At 47.0% G+C, this 20,059-nt stretch carries 12 protein-coding genes; 3 read left to right on the forward strand and 9 right to left on the reverse strand.

Going from position 1 to position 20,059, the window contains the following annotated elements; all coding sequences use genetic code 11:
- Positions 1–64: 64 nt before the first annotated feature.
- A complete protein-coding gene (locus ACLHR0_RS02440; RefSeq protein WP_436484446.1) occupies positions 65–853 on the reverse strand; it encodes a DUF4394 domain-containing protein in 789 nt (262 codons plus the stop codon).
- A gap of 75 nt (positions 854–928) precedes the next feature.
- On the opposite strand from ACLHR0_RS02440, the gene ACLHR0_RS02445 reads away from it, so the two are divergent.
- Entirely contained in the window at positions 929–1,276 is a 348-nt protein-coding gene (locus ACLHR0_RS02445) for a flavodoxin (RefSeq protein ID WP_436484448.1), read from the forward strand.
- A 74-nt stretch (positions 1,277–1,350) separates the two neighbouring features.
- Here ACLHR0_RS02445 and ACLHR0_RS02450 read toward each other — a convergent pair whose 3' ends face one another.
- On the reverse strand, positions 1,351–1,710 hold the full coding sequence (locus ACLHR0_RS02450; protein ID WP_436484450.1) for a DUF1801 domain-containing protein: 360 nt from the start codon (positions 1,708–1,710) through the stop codon (positions 1,351–1,353).
- A 194-nt stretch (positions 1,711–1,904) separates the two neighbouring features.
- Entirely contained in the window at positions 1,905–2,477 is a 573-nt protein-coding gene (locus ACLHR0_RS02455) for a Crp/Fnr family transcriptional regulator (protein ID WP_436484451.1), read from the reverse strand.
- 518 nt (positions 2,478–2,995) lie between these two features.
- On the opposite strand from ACLHR0_RS02455, the gene ACLHR0_RS02460 reads away from it, so the two are divergent.
- Positions 2,996–8,449 (forward strand): Ig-like domain-containing protein, encoded by a 5,454-nt coding sequence (locus ACLHR0_RS02460; protein ID WP_436484453.1) that lies wholly within the window; start codon positions 2,996–2,998, stop codon positions 8,447–8,449.
- 123 nt (positions 8,450–8,572) lie between these two features.
- On the opposite strand, the gene ACLHR0_RS02465 is transcribed toward ACLHR0_RS02460, so the two are convergent.
- From ACLHR0_RS02465 to ACLHR0_RS02485, 5 genes are all read right to left on the reverse strand, one after another.
- Positions 8,573–9,802 (reverse strand): DUF4998 domain-containing protein, encoded by a 1,230-nt coding sequence (locus ACLHR0_RS02465; protein WP_436484455.1) that lies wholly within the window; start codon positions 9,800–9,802, stop codon positions 8,573–8,575.
- A gap of 63 nt (positions 9,803–9,865) precedes the next feature.
- Positions 9,866–11,119 (reverse strand): DUF4959 domain-containing protein, encoded by a 1,254-nt coding sequence (locus ACLHR0_RS02470; RefSeq protein ID WP_370909625.1) that lies wholly within the window; start codon positions 11,117–11,119, stop codon positions 9,866–9,868.
- Between the two features lie 51 nt (positions 11,120–11,170).
- The gene (locus tag ACLHR0_RS02475; protein ID WP_436484458.1) at positions 11,171–13,081 is read right to left on the reverse strand and encodes a RagB/SusD family nutrient uptake outer membrane protein; all 1,911 of its coding nucleotides are present in this window, start codon (positions 13,079–13,081) and stop codon (positions 11,171–11,173) included.
- Between the two features lie 19 nt (positions 13,082–13,100).
- Positions 13,101–16,325: a SusC/RagA family TonB-linked outer membrane protein gene (locus tag ACLHR0_RS02480; protein WP_436484460.1), complete on the reverse strand. Its 3,225-nt coding sequence runs from the start codon at positions 16,323–16,325 to the stop codon at positions 13,101–13,103.
- A gap of 443 nt (positions 16,326–16,768) precedes the next feature.
- Positions 16,769–17,785 (reverse strand): GntR family transcriptional regulator, encoded by a 1,017-nt coding sequence (locus tag ACLHR0_RS02485; RefSeq protein WP_436484463.1) that lies wholly within the window; start codon positions 17,783–17,785, stop codon positions 16,769–16,771.
- 174 nt (positions 17,786–17,959) lie between these two features.
- Between ACLHR0_RS02485 and ACLHR0_RS02490 the strand changes: the two genes are divergently transcribed.
- A complete protein-coding gene (locus ACLHR0_RS02490; protein WP_436484464.1) occupies positions 17,960–18,406 on the forward strand; it encodes a hypothetical protein in 447 nt (148 codons plus the stop codon).
- 60 nt (positions 18,407–18,466) lie between these two features.
- On the opposite strand, the gene ACLHR0_RS02495 is transcribed toward ACLHR0_RS02490, so the two are convergent.
- Positions 18,467–20,044: a RagB/SusD family nutrient uptake outer membrane protein gene (locus ACLHR0_RS02495; protein WP_429045270.1), complete on the reverse strand. Its 1,578-nt coding sequence runs from the start codon at positions 20,042–20,044 to the stop codon at positions 18,467–18,469.
- Positions 20,045–20,059: the final 15 nt, after the last annotated feature.

Raw genomic sequence — 20,059 nt, forward strand, 5'->3', positions numbered from 1 at the left:
GGTTTTTACCTGATCCTGTTTGATGTAATTTATATCTTCACATTAAGTTCTTTTAAAGAAAAACTCAAAGATTCAGCGCTATAGCAAGCCCTTTTACTGGTGCCGGAAAATCGCCCACTGCCGTTGCGGCGCCTGTTTCCAGGTTAATCATATAGAGCTTTGTTGTGCCACCCTCTGTAAATAACGCGTATGCTTTATTTGAAGCGCCGCTGATGTCAAAACCATTGGCTTCACTCGCTCCTATACCAAGTCGCCCTAGTAAAATAACAGCTCCTCCGTTTGGTGGATCCTGCCTGTAAAGTGAGTTGCTCGCGTAGCCTATGTCGTACAATACAGTGCTTGCCGATCCGGCGGTATTATTGCTATAAGCCACAGCAGATATACCACTGCCAGGAGGATTAATATCAGTGTCTTTAGCGACTAATGTGCCGTTTTCCGGATGTATGCGCAGGTTCTGGCCTGTGTTGCTGACGATTCTTAACCGGTCTACGGATGGATTGAAGTCCACTCCAAAAGCAGTACCACTTAGTACTTCGGCGAAGGGGCTCGCGTTCACCGGAGTAGCCGCTCCGGTGGAAGTATTAATCCGGTAAAGACGGCTGGTGCTTCCTACTGCATACAGCTGGTTGTTGGCAGGGCGGATATCCATGCCAACGATTGTTTCTCCAGGCAGAAGCCCGGTGATTGGCATGGCAGAAGCGGTACCAGGTGAATGCAGGTTAAATGACAGCAGGTTGTTTCCGCTTGTTGCGAAGGCGTTGATAACAGGCTTATCTTCCTTTTTACTTTTTTTGCAGGCAATGTTGGTAGTGAGGCTAAATAATCCTAATGCTACTAAAATATAAAGTTTCATGATAGGATGTTTTATGGGGTTAATATCTACATAAAAGTAATAATTTTTGAATAAACTCTTATTTAGTCCATCAAATTGCCTCATTGCTATGGCGCCGGGGCAAATGCGCCATTCTGGATCCAGGCAAGCCAGGCTCTCTTAAATTCTTCGTGGCTAACAGGTGGCAATGTTCTTCCTTCTCCGGGATTCCATCCGGCCAGTACCAGGCCATCACTGAAAAGTTATCACCTGAAAGGTAAGCAGGTGATTCCCTTTAATACGAACGGGGGTGATGGTATCGGGAGCAGTTTTGACAAAGTGAAAGAACTTTGCCCTGATAGTAAAGTGCCCGAAGGCCTTACGATGACCAGCGGATCTGAACGCGATGGTAAGTTGCTGTTATTGCAGGCAATAAAGCAGTGGAAGCTGAAACTGAAGTGGTAAAATGGTTAAGGAAAATTAATTTCATAAAATGATAGGAGGCTAAAGTCCTTTCAGTCTCAACACATCTGGACACCTCAACTGTTCATTATTTTTATCCAGTCTTTGACTACTTTCTGAAGATTTGCCTTCTGCTTTTTCACCTCCTCCATTGACCGGAATTTGGCATATGCCTTACCTTTAGGTCCGGGTTCGAGAAGACCGGTATTATCATTTAACAACTCTCCTTTGTGAAAAATCACTGCTACAAAATCAGTTATCCTTGGATTTAGTGTTGCCATGGGCTCTTTGTAGTCGAAACTCGGGCCGCCCCATTTTACATCTTCTTCTATCCCCGGACTGACTTCGCGGATTATTTTTACTACCGATGCTATTTCAGCTTTTAAAGGATGGTTAAGCTTACTTAAAAATTCGTCAATTTTGTTTGCTTTGTTCATGATTATTAGTTTTTCGATCTGGTAAAAATGAAATAATGTGCTAAAAACAATACCTGTTATCGATGAGTTGATTAACTGGTACCACAAATATGAGGCGCTTGTTTTTTTTAAACATTTACATTTGTTGAGGAAATGAAAACGTTTTTGTGCATCCTCAACAAATGTTGAGGATGCACAAAAATCAGCGCGTTAAACTATTTTTTAGCCGAAAAGATCCTGCTCACCTGGGTTGGAGTAATTCCCAGATATGAAGCAATGTGGTGTTTTTTGATGCGCTTAGTCAGGTGGGCATATTTTTTAATGAAGTCTTCATACAGATCTTGCGACGCATGTTGCCTGAAACCAATTTCTTCCGGTTCTTTTTCGATTATCCAATGACGTTCCATATAGTGGATGTAAAATGCCGCGATATCCGGATATTTCAGCGTAAGTGCTTTAAATAATCCAAAGTCATATTCCCAAACTATTGAGTTTTCCAATGCCTGGATAGTGGTCACACTTGGGGTTTTGCTCAAAAGAGAAGTTGTTGATGCCGCAAAATAACCTTCAGAAAAGAAACGTTTGATATAAATTTTTCCATTTTCATCTGACCAGTACTGAGAAAATAAACCCCGGGAAACAAAAGAAACATTCCTTGCAATATCCCCCGCTTTCACCAGGAAACTGCCTTTTTTATATTCTTTTCGTTTAAGAATTTGCATCCATGCAAATTCTGCTTCGGGAGTTAGTTTCTGATAACTGTTTATTTTTAGAAAGAATTCTTCCATTGTATTGAAAGTAGATGTCTTGCTTAAAGATAAATTTTCTACTCAGCACTTTTACCTTTTTGGGGTATAAAGTTTAAGTTCTGAAAATCAATGCCTTAAAATAAAACCCATTGAGAAAGCAGTAAGTTTGTTACCCCCAGGTGTGGTTCCGTCCGGTCCGTAAAAATATTTCTTCATTCCGGCTACGTAGTTTGTCGCTCACAAACGTATTAGTTATTTATCAACCAATTTACTATTCTTTCACCCTTCAATTTTAATACATGCGTTGAAGCAGTATTTAGTAAGAAAAGGAAAAGGGGCAATTTTTTTTGACGAAAAATTTGTCCTCAGGGCGATTCCGCCGGGAGCTCACCGTTGTCTTTAAGATCAGCCATAGTCGCCATTATTAAAACCTGATACAATTATTTTATAGCCGCGTTTTTGAAACATGTATCGTGTCCAGCCTCCGGACAACAGGTATATCCAAACAAACAGACCAGGATAAATTTAAAACAAGCCTAATAAATTCCACTATGAACATGAGAGCGATTTACACTTTACTACTAACAATTTTTTATCTGACTGCTTCGCAGGGAGTACATGCGCAAGCGTACACCTGGAACCAGGTCCGGATAGGCGGGTCCGGTTCGTTGCCCTCTTTTGTGGCGCACCCTATGGTACCCGATCTTTATTTCATCACCACTGATGTAGGCACTCCTTACCGATGGAATAAGAACCTGCAGAAATGGGAGCATTTAATGCTGTTCAAAAAAATACCAGTCAACTACTGGAACTGGGAAGTTAACCAGCGTTGCGGCAGCATTGGCGTAGATCCCAGTGATGCCACCGGCAACATTCTTTATGCTACCGTGGAAAACGGCGCCGGTTCGGCGCCGGGCAAAGGGTCGAGCTCAATGGGTACTATCATGAAGAGTACCGACAGGGGCGACTCCTGGACTGACCTGCAGGTTCCTATTGTTGTACACCCTAACAGCACGCAGACTTACGGGGATCGTATACAGGTGGATCCCTCCAATAGCAATACGGTATGGGTTGTTACCGACCAGAATGGCGCCCTGAAAACGGATAATGCCGGCGCCAGCTGGTCGCAGGTAAGCGCCATCACCACGCCTGGTAACTGCTCCTTTATTCTTTTCGACAAAAGCGCCGGCACCGTTTCCATAAACGGCCAGAATGTTAGCAAGCGCATTTACATCGGCCGGCCTACAGGCGTTTGGGCATCAGATGACGGCGGTGTTTCTTTTACGCTGATGACAAACAGCCCCCTGTACCCTCTCCGGGCCGTTATTCACGGCGATGGCACCCTGTACGTATCTGCCGGAACCGAGAATCAAAAAAAAGGCGTCTACAAGTATAAGAGTGGCAGCTGGCAGGACGTGTCTCCTGTAACTTTAGATCCAGATCCGGTTAATAGCGACAGATACTTCTCTAAAGTGGCGGTAAACCCCGCCAATTCAAATGATATTGTTGTAAGCACCCGCGGCAGCTGGCAAAAAGATCCTTATTATATTTCAAGGCAGGGCGGCGCCCCGGGCTCCTATACCCAGGGAAAGATCACCCGCGATAATTCGGAAGCGCCGCATTCGGCAAACGACGGGTTATATTATAATTCACCCGGGCATAATGCTGCTGCTTTTACCTGGGATCCTTTTTACCCGAACCGGATATGGCTGAACGATATGCTGGACGTGCTTTCCACAGATAATATCTTTGACCCGATTTCCAACTGGAAGATCCGCGTAGTGGGCCTGGAAGAAATTGTGGTAACAGGCCCTATGGCAGCTCCTCCGAGCGGCAAGAACCTGTTGCTCACCGCTACTGCAGATGTGGGAGGCGCCCATCACCGTTCCCTTACAGAACCATTGAACCAGGGCGCTGTTTCCGGCACCGCTCTGCATTACGGCATCGGCTCAGCGTTTAACATGCAGGGAGTAACTTTCCAGTATACCGACCCTAATTTTGTTGTCCGCGTAGGCTGCGACGGCCCTGCGGCTAATAAGATTGAAGCATCACGCGCGGGTTACTCCACCGATGGTGGTGATACCTACACCCTTTTTGGGAAATCGCCCGGTTTGCGTGGGCGTGTAGCCGTATCCGCTAATCGGAGAAATATCCTCTGGCTCACCCAAATAGATGTTAATGATGCTCCCGGTAACGTTTACTGGTCGGAAGACCTGGGCACTACCTGGACCAAATCCACCGGTACTTCTTCGGGCATCTTACCCGCTGGTCCGCAGTTCAACCTGTATCCCGGGCAAAACCATCTCGTAGCGGATAAGGTAAACGGCGATTATTTCTATATCTGGGACCGCGGTTCTTTTTATGTAAGCACCAATGGCGGAAAATCATTCCAGAAAACAACTGCCACTGGTCTTACTGCAAACGCCGGCAACAACACCAATGGCTCTTCTTATGCCACTACCTCCAACATTGAAGCAACGCCAGGAAAAACAGGGGATGTATGGATCGCATTTTATGATGACGCCTATCCTCAATACGCCGCCCTTTACCATACCTCAGACACTGGTAAAACATTCAGTAAGGTAGGTGGCGAAAATTTCAAGCCCAAATGGATAGCTGCTGCCATGTCGGACACCACGGCCAATGCGCACCTGGCTTTGTACGCCACCGCCCAGATCCTTCCCATCAATGGCATTACCTACGGCGCCTTCCGCTCAGATGATACCGGCCGTACCTGGACCACCATCTTAGACCGGGTTCCAGGCGTGGTGCAGAATATTACGGCAGACAATAAAGGAAGAATGTTTCTTGCCATCAGCGGGAATGGCATCTTCTTCGGCTCCCCGGTAGCCGGTCCTGTTCAGTCGGTAGAAATAGTCAATCCCGCATCAGACACTATTGTAAGAGGATTCTCCGTGAAACTGGGTGCAAAGCTCACGCCCACCTATCCCACCAATCCTGCCATTACCTGGAGCTCCTCGGATACCGCCATCGCTAAAGTAGATCAGGTCGGGAAGGTGAGCGGCATTAATGCAGGTACCGCCACTATTACCGTTACATCGGTCGATGGAGGGAAAACGGATACAAGACAGATTGTCGTCGTTCCTCCCACTATATCCACCGGTATTACGATAGACAGTGTGACGTATGGTACTATGAATACGCCCAAGCAGCTTATCGCTACTCTTGTGCCCTCAAATACCACTAATAAAACGCTGAACTGGTCCGTAGCAGATAGCACCATTGCAAAAGTGGATGCCAACGGCGTGGTTACCGGCTTAAAGCTGGGCACTACTACCCTCACCATTTCCACAGCGGACGGAGGTGCTACTAAAACCGTACAGCTGGTCGTGAACACCATTGTAACAGCCATCAATGCAGGTACAACGGCCACCACGGGAAGCCCGGCAACGCCACTTCAGAATACGGCAGTCGGTCAATACATACCTGAAGGGCCCACCGGAACCGATAAACTATGGCATGCAGGATATACCTGGAGTGGTCGCAATACCGCAACGATGGACCTGAGCCAGGTAACATCGCCTGCTCCCCGTCCCGTATATGAGTATATGCGCATCGGCAAATATTCGTCGAGCCAGCTGCGTTACTTTTTCCGCGACCTGATTCCCAATGCCAACTATTCGGTGCGCCTGCATTTTGTTGAGCCGAGCGATGGAGACAAAGCTAACCGGGTGTTTAATGTGAAGACCAGCGGCGACAGTCTCATCAACTTCAACATTTACCAGGCGGCAGGCAATAAGCTGAATACCGTGATCACACGCACGCTTCAGGCAAAAGCTGACAACGCTGGTGTAATAACGGTGATGTTCATTCCGAAAACGGGTACCAACGATCCTTACAGTGCTTCTATATCCGCCCTTGAGGTATCTATCATCCCGCTCCAGGGAATCAGCATCAATTCAGACAGCAGTAATCTCTATGTAAGCTATAAAGACACGCTGAAGCTGACCACTACACCGGCAAATGCCACCAACCGGAACCTGGTCTACAAATCTTCCAACGACGCTATCGCTACAGTAGATCTGAACGGTGTGGTAACAGGAAAAGGCGCCGGCACGGTTACTATCACCGCTACCTCTGCGGAAAGTAAATTTACGGCTGCAAAAACCTATACTGTTATCTACATACCTGTTACATCCTTAACGCTGGATAGCACTTCGGCCAACGTATTTGTAGGATCAACTTTACAACTGAACGCCAGCATCAGCCCGGCCAAAGCCAGCAATAAAGGAGTAGTGTGGACATCCTCAGATACCACCGTGGCCAAAGTTAGTACCAATGGCACCATCAGCGGTATCAAACAAGGCGATGCAATCATCACCGCCACCTCGGCAGATAACCCGGCTATTAAAGCACAGGCCAATATTCATGTAGCCAATGTACTGGCCACCGGTCTTACGTTACAACCGGCCACCGCTACTATCGGGGAAAGGGATACACTGCGCGTGAAAGTTAATTTCGTGCCGGCTAATACCTCCATTAAAAAAGTAAGCTGGAGCAGTTCTAATACAAGCTTTGCTACAGTTGACAGTACAGGCCTTATCACCGCCATTAAACAAGGTACCGTTACCATTACCGTCAATACACAAGATGGCTCAGGGGCTTCAGCAGTTTTGCCGGTAACCGTGGTGCCGTTTGATTCCTGTGGAGGAATATCCAATTATGGTTTTGAAAGCGGTGTTATTAACTGGATAGCTTATAAAGAGTCTGTCGCTACAGTGGGCGCCGTGTACGCCGTTAGTGGTAAAGGCCATTCGGGCGACAAAGCCGCCACCCTGGGTTCCACTACAGCAAGCACCGCTTTGAACATAAAAGATTCCATACCTGTGAGAGGCGGCAGCGTCATCGTACTCAGTCAATGGGTTAAAGTAGAAAAAGATGCTACGGGTTATCCCTGGTGGTCAGGATATGGTGTTGGGTTTGTAAATAACCAGGGCGCTGCTACCGGTACCGCTTACCAAAAACAAATAGATAATGTGACCGCATACCGCGAGAACTGGGCTCAGATAAGAGATACCATTAACGTGCCTGATAGTGCCACAGGGCTTACTTATTGGGTTTCCAAGGTAGGATTCGGTACGGTATGGGTGGATGACTATTGTATAGAAGTTTTAAAAACAAATCAATCGGCTGTTTATGGCATAAACGCGGGTACTACGAACACGCCTCCCGGCCCGTATGCAAACACCACCTTTGCGCAATATGTTCCCGAAGGACCTACCGGAACCGATAAACTATGGCATGCAGGTTATACCTGGATACAAAGAGTGAGTTCTCCCGTAGATGTGTCATATGTAACCGATCCCGCTCCTCCGCAGGTATACGAGTATATACGTGTGTTCAAAAGCAATGTTTCCCAGATGCGTTATTACCTGCGTGGCCTCACCCCTAACACGGTGTATGCTATCCGGATGCACTTCGTTGAGGCACAGGACGCAGAGAAAAATAAGCGGATATTCAGCATCAGAGCCTCTAATGGACTGGACAGTCTTACAGACTTTAATATATACCAGGCCGCAGGCAACAGGTTGAATACCGCCGTAATAAAAACCATCAGGGCAACAGCCAACAGCGCAGGTTTGATAACGGTGATGTTTTACCCTAAAACAGGATTGTATGATCCTTACAGTGGTTCAATTGCCGGTATCGAAGTACGGAACTTAACAGCGGCAGATTCACTGCAAAGTGTAAATCAAAATCAAAGCATGGTCGCAGTGACTGGCAATAAATTAAGCAGCGGCGCTAAACTGGATTTTACAACGGATGTATATCCGAATCCTTCCGGTGGCGTGTTTAATGTAAAAATGACTTCTTCCTCGAAAGCGCCGACGCTACTCAGGATTGTTAATAACTCCGGCACCATCATTTATTCTACAAAAATAAATGCCGGCGTGAATTACCAGGTTGGTGAAAACCTGCAACCAGGTATTTATTATATAAATATTAGTCAGGGTACACAAAGCAAAACGATGAAGGTGGTGAAACAATAATTTTGTTTTTCTTTTAAAAAGGAGAACGCCTGTTAACAGGCGTTCTCCTTTTTTTATTCCTTTGCTCACCGGTTCAAGATTAACCGATATTCCATCTGCCGCTTTCTTATAAAAGATAATTGTTTACTGTTTGCTGTACATCGTGATTTCACTCATGTTGATGGAATTGGAATTATTCACCGTATGCAACACTCTTATGCGGATGTAACGTGCCGGCGGGGCCTGTGGGATGAAATTAAATTTCATCGCTTCATTTCCGTCGTCTCCTCTTATGGCAGTGGTTAATAATGTCCATCCTTTACTGCTCATTTCAGCAGCCCATCCGGGATCCGTGCTTTTCAGCGACGTGGCTGCGTTGGAAATATCCGCAATACCCCATACTTCAAATTCGGAAGGATTATTACAACAGTTTCTGCCCGTTTCCTCTATCTGGCCCAGGTTATATAATTTGCCCATGTCGAAAGTGAGGGTACGTGGCAGTGGGTCGTTGGAACCATTGTCGTCGCTATGGAAAATGTTGGGATATCCCTGCGGACCTACGCTGCCATCCCATAATTTGCTGACGCGGGTGTCCGACTGGTAGATGCCCATATCATTTGGCAGGTCGTGTTCCTGGAACAGGCTTTTATCGCAGGCCACCAGTTTGTAAATATCGGGGAAGGTATCGTAGCTGTTGGTATAAAAAGTATCCAGTGCGCTTTTTGAAGGGATGTAGGACGACTGGTAAGTGACCGCCTGACCCGCTTTGTAACCGGGTAAATTAACAGAATCCTGATCGCCGGCAATGGAGGCTACAGCAGCCACACCGGCGGCATTGGTATACCTGATACTGGTGCTGATATTAATAGTATCAGGTATGGAGAAGAACAACGTTACGGAGCCGTCGTCACGAACCTTATAAGGCGTAGTCGCATCAGGGAGACGGTTGTGTAATGAGCTTTTATAAATATTGCCGTATACATGCGCATTATCAATTTCCGTTACAATAGACCGGTTACCGGCGGCATCATAGGAATACAGGAAAAACGTATAGGCGTATTCGTTTAACCCGGTGATAAGGCAACGTACCGTATCTGAAGGATTATGCGAGGTAGCATTGATGGTTACGGAATCCTGCCGGTTGTTCCAGAACAACACATACTTGCTGATGCTGGGATCGGGGCTGGGCTTCCATCCTATAGCCAGGCGGCCGTTGCCGGGAAACAACGTGATCCCTGATACGGTACCAGGGTACTGCACCTCTGTATTGCCGAGGAAGTCGCGGAAGTCAGTTGCCTTCCGTGTACAGGCTATGAAGAAGAATAAACCGCAAAGTGGTAAGAGGAGTTTTGCAGTTATAGGATACTTTCTCATCTCTTTATATTTTTAATAAAATAACTTTAAACAATACCGGTAAAGGGGATCAGGTAAGATACGCTACCTGTTATCGCCCCAAATACTGAGTTCCATGATGTGAAAGAATTCATTGCTATGCGCTGCATTGGTAACACATTCAAACCGCATATACCTTACTTTAGGCAGGTTCAGCGAAAAGTTATATCCAAAGCCGGCATTCCAGAAAGCCAGATCGGCATTGTTATACGCCGGTGATACCAGTCCGGATGGTTGTGCAGGCAAATGATAAACGCCCATATTAATCCATCCGCCGGGCGTTGCCTGTCCCAATGCAGGAAGATTGGTGGTATCCGGTAATATTTCATCCACCGGTTCATCTGCCCGGCCCCACATCACCCAGGTATCCGGATTACCGTATCCCCAGAGATAATTACCATCATCCAGGCCCCTGCCCCAGAGTGTAAACCGGCTCAGTTTAGCTACCTGTCCCATGTCGAATGTTACCCATTTAGGTAATGGCGCCGTGGTAGGATAAGTAGAGTGATAGCCGGGCCGGCCGAGGTTATTATCCCACATGTAACGCAGTTCCCATCCAAAGCTCGATCCATCATCGGAATTGAGCTTGTAAACATTGAACTTCGATTTATCCATGATTGTTTCGTAGATGGGCTTGATAGTGGCATACACCGTGTCGGAGATATTCCCGAATTCATCTGCCAGGTATATTCCAAACTTCCTGGGGATGGTATCATATCCCCTGATGCTGTAGTTGATATTTTCCAGGTTGGTGTAGTTCTGGTTTTTGATCTCCATCTTCTTTGTGGTGGCATCTTCCGTGATAGTCACCACCCCGATATTATCTTTAGCGGTGTTGGTAACACTGATGTTGATGCCGCCAAAATCTGCACGCATAACCACGGTGGGCAGCGCCTGAAGATATGTGGGGGTGCCGGGATGCACCGTTACTTTTACAGGATCAGATTTCACATCCGCACGGGTAACGGTGTACAGCGTTACCGTATAATCCTGGCTTTTTGCAAAACCGCCTACTGCGATGGTATCGGAATAAAAGGAAGACTTGGTTTGCCTGCTTTTGGTATCGTTGATCATGTATTCTGCCTGCACATAGAGTACATTTTTTGAGTCGGGTAAGGTGTAGGTGATATAAGCGCCACCGTTTTTATTGATCACCCTGATATTAGAAACCGGCTGTGGTTTTGTTTTATCATCCGAAATTACATCGTTGTATCCATCATTCTTCTTGCAGGAATACTGGATCATCAGTAATGTAACCACCGGTATCAGCACGCGGAATATTTTATATATAGCATCCATATAAAAAATTAAAAACTGGTTTGAAATGATTTCGTTTACGCATGCCTGTTATCACCAATAAGGTGTTTGTACCAGGTTGGGATTGGTGAGCATGTCGTAGTCCTGGATAGGAAACAGGTAATCCCTTAGCCCGAATACCGGCTGGTATACGTTGGTGAGCTGGTAGAATCCCTGCGTGGTACGTTGTTTCGCGTTCCAACCCTGGAAAGGACCGTTGAGTACTGCCTGCAGTTCTTTCCATCTTCTCAGGTCCCATCCTGCCTGTCCTTCAAAGGCCAGTTCTATTCTTCTTTCCTGGTGGATGATCGCTCTTAATCCTTCTTTAGAACCGTATTTGGTGGGATTACGGGAGAAGTTGGACCATGCCTGCACCACTCCCGGCAAGCCGGCTCTTTCCCTTACCTTGTCGATATAGCTGTATACTTCTGCACCCGGAGCATTGGCTTCGTTCAGGCATTCTGCGTACAACAGCCACAGCGCTGGTAAACGCATGAATGGCCAGGAGTAATTGGTTTGCACGGATGTTTGTCCGAAGGCAGTTTGCCATGGCACCAGTTTCTTTGGCCAATAGCCGGTAGCGTTATAACGGGTAGGTGTATACGCAGCAAATCCATTTACCGCATTTACATAATTGGCGTTGTTATCGTCTGTGTTGGCAGAGCCAAACCAGATGCTGCCGTCGAAGGCTACGTCGGCATAGTACCGGGCTTCGCGGTAAAAGTTACCGCGGGCAGTGGTGTAGCCTTTGCGGATATAATACCGGTGCGCATCATCGCCGGTTTGCACTTTGTAACGGTTGGCATAATCCCAGGTACGGTCTTCGTTGATAGGTACGCCGTTTTGTGTATAAAACAATTCCGACTGCGCCATTGGAACGGAGAAATTGGAATACACGGCAAAACCATTGGAAGCTGCATCAGCAGTTACTCTTGGGGAAGCCATATACTGCCAGCCGAATTGCGGGTTGAGGGTCCATATCTGTTCTGTATTCCACGGATCGGTGAGTGCACCCTGCAAGGTTACCAGTTGTTTGGTAGTGTCGGACATATGCACGATACCTCCGCTGGCCCTGAACTGGTAGATGGCGGCACCCGTAGCTACAGCAGCATCAATAGCTACTTTGCAGGCGGTGGCTGCGCGTTGCCATTTAGTGGCATCATACGCCACCGGGAAAAGGTTTTGCCCTTCTTTTCCTTTGATAGATGCGTAATCAGGATTCCCGTTAAACAACGGGCTTGCCTGTGTAGCCAGCACTTCTGCCTTTACTGCTTTGGCAATTACGGCCGTAATACGGCCTGCTTCTGCACCGGCATTCTGTATTACATCCGGCAGGTTGGGAATGGCCTGATCCAGCAGGCTTACTACATAACCAAAGCAGGAGTCAACGGATTGTTGCTTCAACCTGGTTTCATCTGTAGGCGTATTCACGGGCAAGGCTACATCCGAAATAGGAATGGGGCCATACATCCTGATGAGCCAGTAGTGATAGTACGCTTTCAGGAATTTTGCTTCTGCCACCCACCTGTTGCGCTGGTATTCCGGAAGGTCCAGCGGCTGATCTACGTTATCGAGAAAGGTGTTACACATGCGGATCGACTGCCACAGGTTCAACCCCATATTATAACCATCCCAGTAATTTAATAATGGATTGGGGCTGTTCTGCAAACCGCGCATTACGTTAAATCCGTTGTCGCCGCCTGCACCACCGAGTGTGTTCTTATCCAGCAGGTCAATCGGGAAGATCACTTCGCCGGAGCTGGTAAAACCCGCGTTACGCCTCACATCCGCCAGGCCCTGCATGTTGGAATAACAACCAAACAGGTAAGCCTGTGTTTCATTTGCGTTGGCAAATGAACTGTTCAGCGTAGCGACATTGTCCGGTGTTACATCTAAGTATTTTTTACAGGATACTGATAAGATGACCGGCAATACTACCAACAATGTTCTTTTAAAAAATCTCATTGTTTTATATTTTTTATACTTAGAAATTAAGATTTACACCCAGGTTGAATACTTTCTGGATGGGATATGCGAAGCCGTTGCCAGCCTGCTCCGGATCCCACAGTTTGAATTTGCTGAAGGTGAGCAGGTTCAGGCCACTGAAGTATACCCGGAAGTTGGTTAACCGTAATGGTGCGATCCATCTTTTCGGTAATGAATAACCCATTTCAACAGACTTTAACCTTACGAAACTTCCATCGCGCAACCACCAGGTGCTGCTTTGTTCGTTGTTGGCAATATGCGAGGTGGATAACCGCGGCCAGAGGGCGTACAGGTTCTGGTTTTCCTCGGACCAGTGATTGTCGGCGTATACCTGCAGCAATTGCGCGTTATCTGCAAATGGTGCGGTGGCTTTCGGATCAATAAAGAATGATTCCCTTGCCAGTCCCTGGAAAAATGCGCTCACATCGAAACTCTTATACCCGAAGGAAAAACCAAAGCCATAAATAATCTGTGGCGTGGTAGGCAAACCGATGGGCACCTGGTCGTCCTGGTTAATTACGCCATCCCCGTTAATGTCTCTATACTTGATGTCGCCGCCTTTAGGGAACTCGCTGCCAAAGTTTTGTACAGGAGAATTAGCGGCTTCTTTATCATCTACAAAAAGCCGTTCTGCCACATATCCGAACTGCTGGTTAACGGGGTTGCCGGTGGAAAAGCGGTATGCATATTTATACTCCGGTTCTTCGTAATAGCGGACTTTATTGTCTGTTACCGTGAGATTGCCCATAACAGACAACCACATATCTTTTGAAAAATTCTGTTTGTAATCGAGATGAAGATCGAACCCTTTTGAATCTACTTTACCCAGGTTTGCCTGGAGATTGTTGGAGGCGGAACCTTCAATACCAGCAGTAACGGGGATATATCCACGTTTGATCAGGATATTGTACCGGTTCTCGTTATATACTTCTGCGGTTACATTGAGTTTGTTGGCGATCGTCATTTCCACAGCGAGGTTACCTTTTTTGGAGGTTTCCCAGGTTACGTCCGGATTGGGGTAAGCCTGTATGGTAGTACCTTTGAGTGTGAAGCTATTGTTGGTACCGAAGGTAGCGCCCGGACCATTCGCGTCATCAGGCGTTACGCTGGAGAGATAGAAGAAACGCTGGCTGCCAATATTATCATTTCCTACCAGGCCGTAGCTTCCGCGGATTTTCAGGCGGGAAACAATTTTGGCGATGCCGCCTTCCCAGAAAGATTCATTGGATACCACCCAGGCGCCGCCGATGGTGGGAAAGAAGCCCCAGCGATGTTGCGGTGCAAATCTTTCTGATCCATTGTAACCAAAGTTAAATTCAACAAAATACTTTTTATCGAATGAATAGGTAGCTCTTCCTGAAAAGCCGAGGTTCCTGTAAGGTAGTGATCCTAACAAACTACCGGCGTTACCGTAAAGCGTTTGCTGGCGGGTACCTATCACGGTACCGCTCAGGTTACTTTTTCCAAAGTCGCGGTTATAATCCACTGCGCCCTGTAAATAGATGTAGCTATAGATATTTTTAGCCCCTTCTGAATAACCGAGGAATTCCTGTGCTTGTCCGGGTGAGCTGTTCAGCCAGTTGAGCACATAAGTATTGGCATCGGGGTCATAGCTTCCCACTCCATAATAGAAGGGTTTATAGGAGCGGCTCAGGTCAAAATAGGAATAGCGGTTGGTGCTGAAAATACCTCTGAAGGTAAGTCCTTCTGTGATGAAGTTGAAGTCCTGGTTCAGCTCAAACTGTGCCGACATCCTGGATTCCGAAAAGTTTTTATACCCGTACATCAGGCTGGCATAGGGATTATTCAGCAGGGAGCCATCGTTGCCATAGGCGCTGCCGAATAAGATATGATTGGTGTTCGCATTTGCCGCATCCGGTTCGTAATAGGCAGGGAATGCCACCGGGCTGGTGTGCAGCGCCCTGGAATACAGGTCGGTGGCTAACCCGGAGGCATCGCCGGTGATAGGTCCCGTATAGTCGTTGAAGTTACCCCAGAGGCGTACCACTGCTTCGGTTGTTTTGGTAATCTTTACGTTTACATTGGAGCGCAGCTGGTAGTTTTCGAACTTCATGCCGGAGTTGAAGTTGTTCACGGGATTTACCTGTAAGATACCATTGTCGCGGGCATAGGATCCGGCGATATAATATTTGGTTACATCTGATCCGCCTTGTACGCTGAAGTTGGCGCGCTTGGTGGTCGTTTGATCTTTGAACAATGTTTTCATCCAGTCGACCGCCGGGTATACATACGGATTGCTCCCTGGCGCTTTATCGATAGTAGCTTTGGTAGCGAGTATGGCGTTGGGGGTGAAGTATGGCGTAGCCAATGGGTTCCTGGTAGTTACTGCTTCATTGTATTGATTCATGAAAGTAATCGGGTCTGCCAGTTTCAGGTTTTGCGTGGGTGTTGAAATGGCATCTTCCAGGCGTACGCTTACCCTGGCTTTACCTGGTTTGCCTTCCTTGGTAGTAACGAGGATTACGCCGTTGGCGCCCCTGGCGCCGTACAGGGCTGCAGCGCTGGCATCTTTCAGGATAGAAAAGCTGGCGATGTCATCTACCTGTAAACGGGCCAGGTCGTTGGCGCTCAGTTCCACGTTATCAACGAGGATGAGCGGGCTGGCGCTGTATCCCAGGGTAGTAACCCCGCGGATAAAGAACTGGGAGTTATCTGCTCCCGGCTGACCGCCGCGCTGGAAGGCGATTACGCCGGCCATCTGACCGGCCAGGGCGTTGGTTAAGTTACTGGTGGGGATTTTCAGGTCCTCCGGGTTGACGCTGGTGACCGAGCCAACCACGGCTTCCTTTCTTTGCTTGCGGCCGAAGGCAGTTACCACTACTTCATCTACCGAGGCGATCACACTTTTTAACCGGATGTGATAATCTTTTTGTGTGGCGCTTACCACAAACCGGTGTTCGATAAAGCCTACGAAGGTTACCTGGATGGTGGCACCGACGGGTACGTCGAGGATAAATTTACCATTCCGGTCGGTGGCGGTTCCACTGGAACTTTTGCCGTTTACCGAGATGGTGGCGCCTTCCAGGGATCTGCCGGCGGTGTCGGACACCGATCCGGTAATCGTTACCCGGGCCGGTGTTTGCGCGTGAGCGCTGCCTGCCAGTATCAATAACAGCAGGATCAAAAGGTAGCGGGGAGCGGATAATGCCGTTGGCAAAACGGCAGTAAATCTCTTCTTGTAGCAAGTAAATTTCCTGAACATATTAAGAGCAATTATTGGAAGTATAAAAAACATAACGTGTATAAAATGCATAGCGATGCTTCCGGATATCCTGCAGGACAAACGGCCATCATAGTTATACGTGGCACTCAGTAACTAATGTAAAGGGAGAAAAAAAGTTTATTTCATAACGTTTACTTCATTCATTCCGTCATAACCTGGAAACCTGTAATTCTATCGTAATTAATGATTGATGTTGGTATCTCGCGAAATAGGAATGTGATTCTGTACTATCCTATACTATCCTATAGCAAATATATATTTTTTTCATAACCGCCAAAAGAAATGGGCAATTATTTTTTGCAGTGCCGCAAAAAAGGCACAGGAGGGTTAAACCGCAATCAGGTTAGGATAAAACAATATCATAAGAAGCGTAAAGGATACGTTTAACACGTATCCTCTCGCTTAAAAACTTTATAAATAGATTATAACGATTTCCTCCTGATAAGTACAGTGGGGATTATTTCCCGGATCTTTTCGCGGGTTAAAACAAAGGCAGCAGCCTTTTCAGCCATGAGTTTGAAGTCGGTGGTATAAGTGGTAATGCCGTCGAAAATCAGTTCTTTTACAATATCATCGTTGTGCGAGAGGATGCCAATATCTTTACCGGGCTTGAGTTTCATTTGTTTGCAATCCTTGAGCATGGTCCACAGCTCGGCATTGTTGATAGTGAAATAGACCTTCCCTTTTTCGAGGGTGCCTGGCAGGTATTCCGGTTTTATTTCGCTTTTGATATTAAAATCTTTTACAAACTTCTTAAATGCCTGCAGGATCTCTATGGGGGTATCGGCTACGGGCCGGTGATAATACACCATGCCTCTATATTGCTTGATCACTCCTGCCAGGGCAGAAAAGGCTTTGTAGGACGACTGCTTAAACTCCTGCGCCACATAGGAGTAGTCACCGGGAATAGGCTCATAGCGGTCTATCATCAGGAACTTATCCATCGGCAATGCGCCGAGGATACCGGCGGTTTTATTGTGCGGGATAGGCGCCACCACGTACATGCCATACTTGCCTTTTATACTGTTAACGATACTTTGCAGTACTTCTATATTATTATGATGGAAGAAAATATCGATATGCACATCCTTGCCTAAACCAGCGCGAAAGGTTTTATAGAACATTTCCTGGAAGGCATCGAAGGCAAACAATACCAGGGCAATGCGCAGGTGCTGTTTGATATTCACATTGGCCACGAAAAAACCAACCCGGTTCCTCGGCTCTACAATTCCCCTGCTTACCAGCTCCTTATAGGCTTTCGCAATTGTTTCCCGGGCGAAACCAAACTCATTGATCAGTTCATTCACAGAAGGCAGCATATCCCCCTGTGCCAGTCCTTTATTTTGGATAGCATTTAAAATACCATTCACCAATTGTTCATGCTTGGATAATCCGCTCACTGCCTCCATTTCATAAACCTGTTCAAATACGTGGTTCATACCGGGTTAATTAAATTGTCACTGTTGAATATGTATTTCCGGAAAGCAATGCTGCTGTCCTATCCTATACCAACAAAAATAGCATTCCCTTTTTATATCTCCTGAAGAAAAAATCCGTTAAAAGCCTGGCTTTATATTCCCATCGATTTGTTATATTCGGTCAATTTCAACAAGATGGCAAAAAAACACAGTTTTGGCCCTGAAATTATAGAAGGCCATATCGACGAAAATATGCTTACCGCCAAAGTGAAGCTGGCGGCTATTCCCGAACCTGTTTCCCTGATGATAGACCCGGAAACGGTTAGTACGGAGCCGGACGACTTTACCTCCCTGGTGGAAGCAACAAAGAAACTGGTGGCCTACCTGGATGGTGGGAAGTTTGGAGAAATTGTTGACGCCGTTGCAAAGAAAATCAACGAAAGCGCCTATGGGCAGCAGGATGTACCGCCTTCGGCTGATGAGTTAACCGCCCTAATTAATGATCTCACCTTAATGGGCATTGAAGTATTTCCGGAGGGTTTCATGCTTAATTTCATCGCTGAAAAGATCTTTCCGGGGTCAGAGATCAAAGTACAGCTGGAGGAGGATTTCTCTATTGACGACGTATCCATTTATGACTAAATAAAAAATGCAGATATGCAGTTACCAGGTAACTGCATATCTGCATAACATATCCGGCAATTAGTATCCCGGGTTCTGTTCCAGGTTAGGGTTCAGATCTTTTTCCCCTACCGGGATCGGCCACAGGTAGTCGCGCAGTTTATCAAACGTGCGGGTTTCAATCTTCTTACCATTGTAGTTTTCAATAGGTGCATTCATCACGGTTTCAGCGGTTTTCCAGCGGCGGATATCGTTGTAATACAATCCTTCCCCGGCAAATTCCACGCGTCTTTCATGACGGATTTCTGCGCGCAGCGCGTCTTTGGATAAAGAAGTGGAAATATGCGGCATTTTCACCCTGTCGCGGATCTTGTCGAGCGCAGCGAAGATGGTAGCATCCGGTCCGCTTACTTCGTTTTGTGCTTCTGCGTACATCATCAGGATGTCGGCATATCTCAATACGATAAAGTTGATATCAGACTGGCCGTCTTTCAGATCCGACTTATCTTTTGGCGGTGCAATACTATCATAAAGGCTATACTTCTTCATGCCATAACCCGTAATAGCAAAACGGCTGGCAGGAATAATGGCGCCGCGGTACATATCGGTCGGATAGGTGAAGGTACCGTATAAGCGCGGATCACGGCGGAGATACGGACTATCTGCTTTATATCCTGAAGCCGGATCAGTGATGGGCAATCCATTATTCATGTAATAGGTTTTCGCCAGGTCCAGCAACGGTGCGTTGGTGTTGTATTGCGTACAGATCAGGTCGAATGAGCTGCCCTGCTGCGGGAAAATATACTGCACATCAAAAATAACTTCCTTGTTATTTTCATTGGGCTGCAAAAACAATCCGCGGTAATCGGCAAAGAGTCCATAGCCGGTGCCGGCCAGCCCCATAACGCTATAGGCGGCATCGGCTGCTGCCTTCCATTTCGTCAGGTCGTTGGATGGATTCAGCAACGGGCTGGCTTCATACAACAGCACCCTGGCTTTCAGCGCCATGGCTGCGCCTTTGGTAGCCCTGCCTACATCCGCTCCTGTGTATTTCACTGGCAGAAGCGTAGCAGCCATATCCAGGTCTTTCAACACATTGGCTACCACTTCTGCACGTGGCGTACGCGGTAACTTAGCCTGGGCGGTTCTATCCGGCGGATCGAGGATTAACGGCACTGCACCATAATAATTTTCAAGTATAAAGTAATAAAGCCCTCTCAGAAAATATGCTTCCCCTTTCATCCTCTTCCGGATGTCCGCCTCAATTGCAGTTACTTCATCTACCTTCTTCAAAAAAGTATTGCAACGGCCAATGCCGCTGTAACAATCGGAGTAACGGGCAGTAACGATACCACCGGTACTCGACATCTGGGTACCACGGGCAATGGAATTAAAGCTCATGGCATCCGTTTGGTTGTAGGCGTTGGGAGAAAGGGTTTCTTCCCAAAGCGCGGTGGCATTGTTGGAGGTTTTACCACCAAATATGCCCTGGTTGCGCAATACAGAGTAGCAGCCTACGAGGCCGGCGTTGGCTGCTTCCGGCGTTTGCCAGAATGTTGATTCCGGGTAACGGTCGTGCGGAGAAGTATCGAGCAGGCTTTTGTTGCAACCTGCAGCAAGAAGACCTGTGCAGGAAAGTAAGAGATATATCTTTTTCATACTAGTCATAATTTG

The organism is Chitinophaga sp. ARDCPP14, assembly GCF_051362515.1.
GTDB lineage: Bacteria > Bacteroidota > Bacteroidia > Chitinophagales > Chitinophagaceae > Chitinophaga.

What these genes read in the sequence shown, in the direction of transcription:
- ACLHR0_RS02490 (WP_436484464.1), top strand. Translation starts at nt 17,960, where the DNA reads ATGGCAAAAAAACACAGTTTTGGCCCTGAAATTATAGAAGGCCATATC.
- ACLHR0_RS02495 (WP_429045270.1), bottom strand. Translation starts at nt 20,044, where the DNA reads ATGAAAAAGATATATCTCTTACTTTCCTGCACAGGTCTTCTTGCTGCA.
- ACLHR0_RS02460 (WP_436484453.1), top strand. Translation starts at nt 2,996, where the DNA reads ATGAGAGCGATTTACACTTTACTACTAACAATTTTTTATCTGACTGCT.
- ACLHR0_RS02465 (WP_436484455.1), bottom strand. Translation starts at nt 9,802, where the DNA reads ATGAGAAAGTATCCTATAACTGCAAAACTCCTCTTACCACTTTGCGGT.
- ACLHR0_RS02450 (WP_436484450.1), bottom strand. Translation starts at nt 1,710, where the DNA reads ATGAACAAAGCAAACAAAATTGACGAATTTTTAAGTAAGCTTAACCAT.
- ACLHR0_RS02470 (WP_370909625.1), bottom strand. Translation starts at nt 11,119, where the DNA reads ATGGATGCTATATATAAAATATTCCGCGTGCTGATACCGGTGGTTACA.
- ACLHR0_RS02440 (WP_436484446.1), bottom strand. Translation starts at nt 853, where the DNA reads ATGAAACTTTATATTTTAGTAGCATTAGGATTATTTAGCCTCACTACC.
- ACLHR0_RS02475 (WP_436484458.1), bottom strand. Translation starts at nt 13,081, where the DNA reads ATGAGATTTTTTAAAAGAACATTGTTGGTAGTATTGCCGGTCATCTTA.
- ACLHR0_RS02485 (WP_436484463.1), bottom strand. Translation starts at nt 17,785, where the DNA reads ATGAACCACGTATTTGAACAGGTTTATGAAATGGAGGCAGTGAGCGGA.
- ACLHR0_RS02455 (WP_436484451.1), bottom strand. Translation starts at nt 2,477, where the DNA reads ATGGAAGAATTCTTTCTAAAAATAAACAGTTATCAGAAACTAACTCCC.
- ACLHR0_RS02480 (WP_436484460.1), bottom strand. Translation starts at nt 16,325, where the DNA reads ATGTTCAGGAAATTTACTTGCTACAAGAAGAGATTTACTGCCGTTTTG.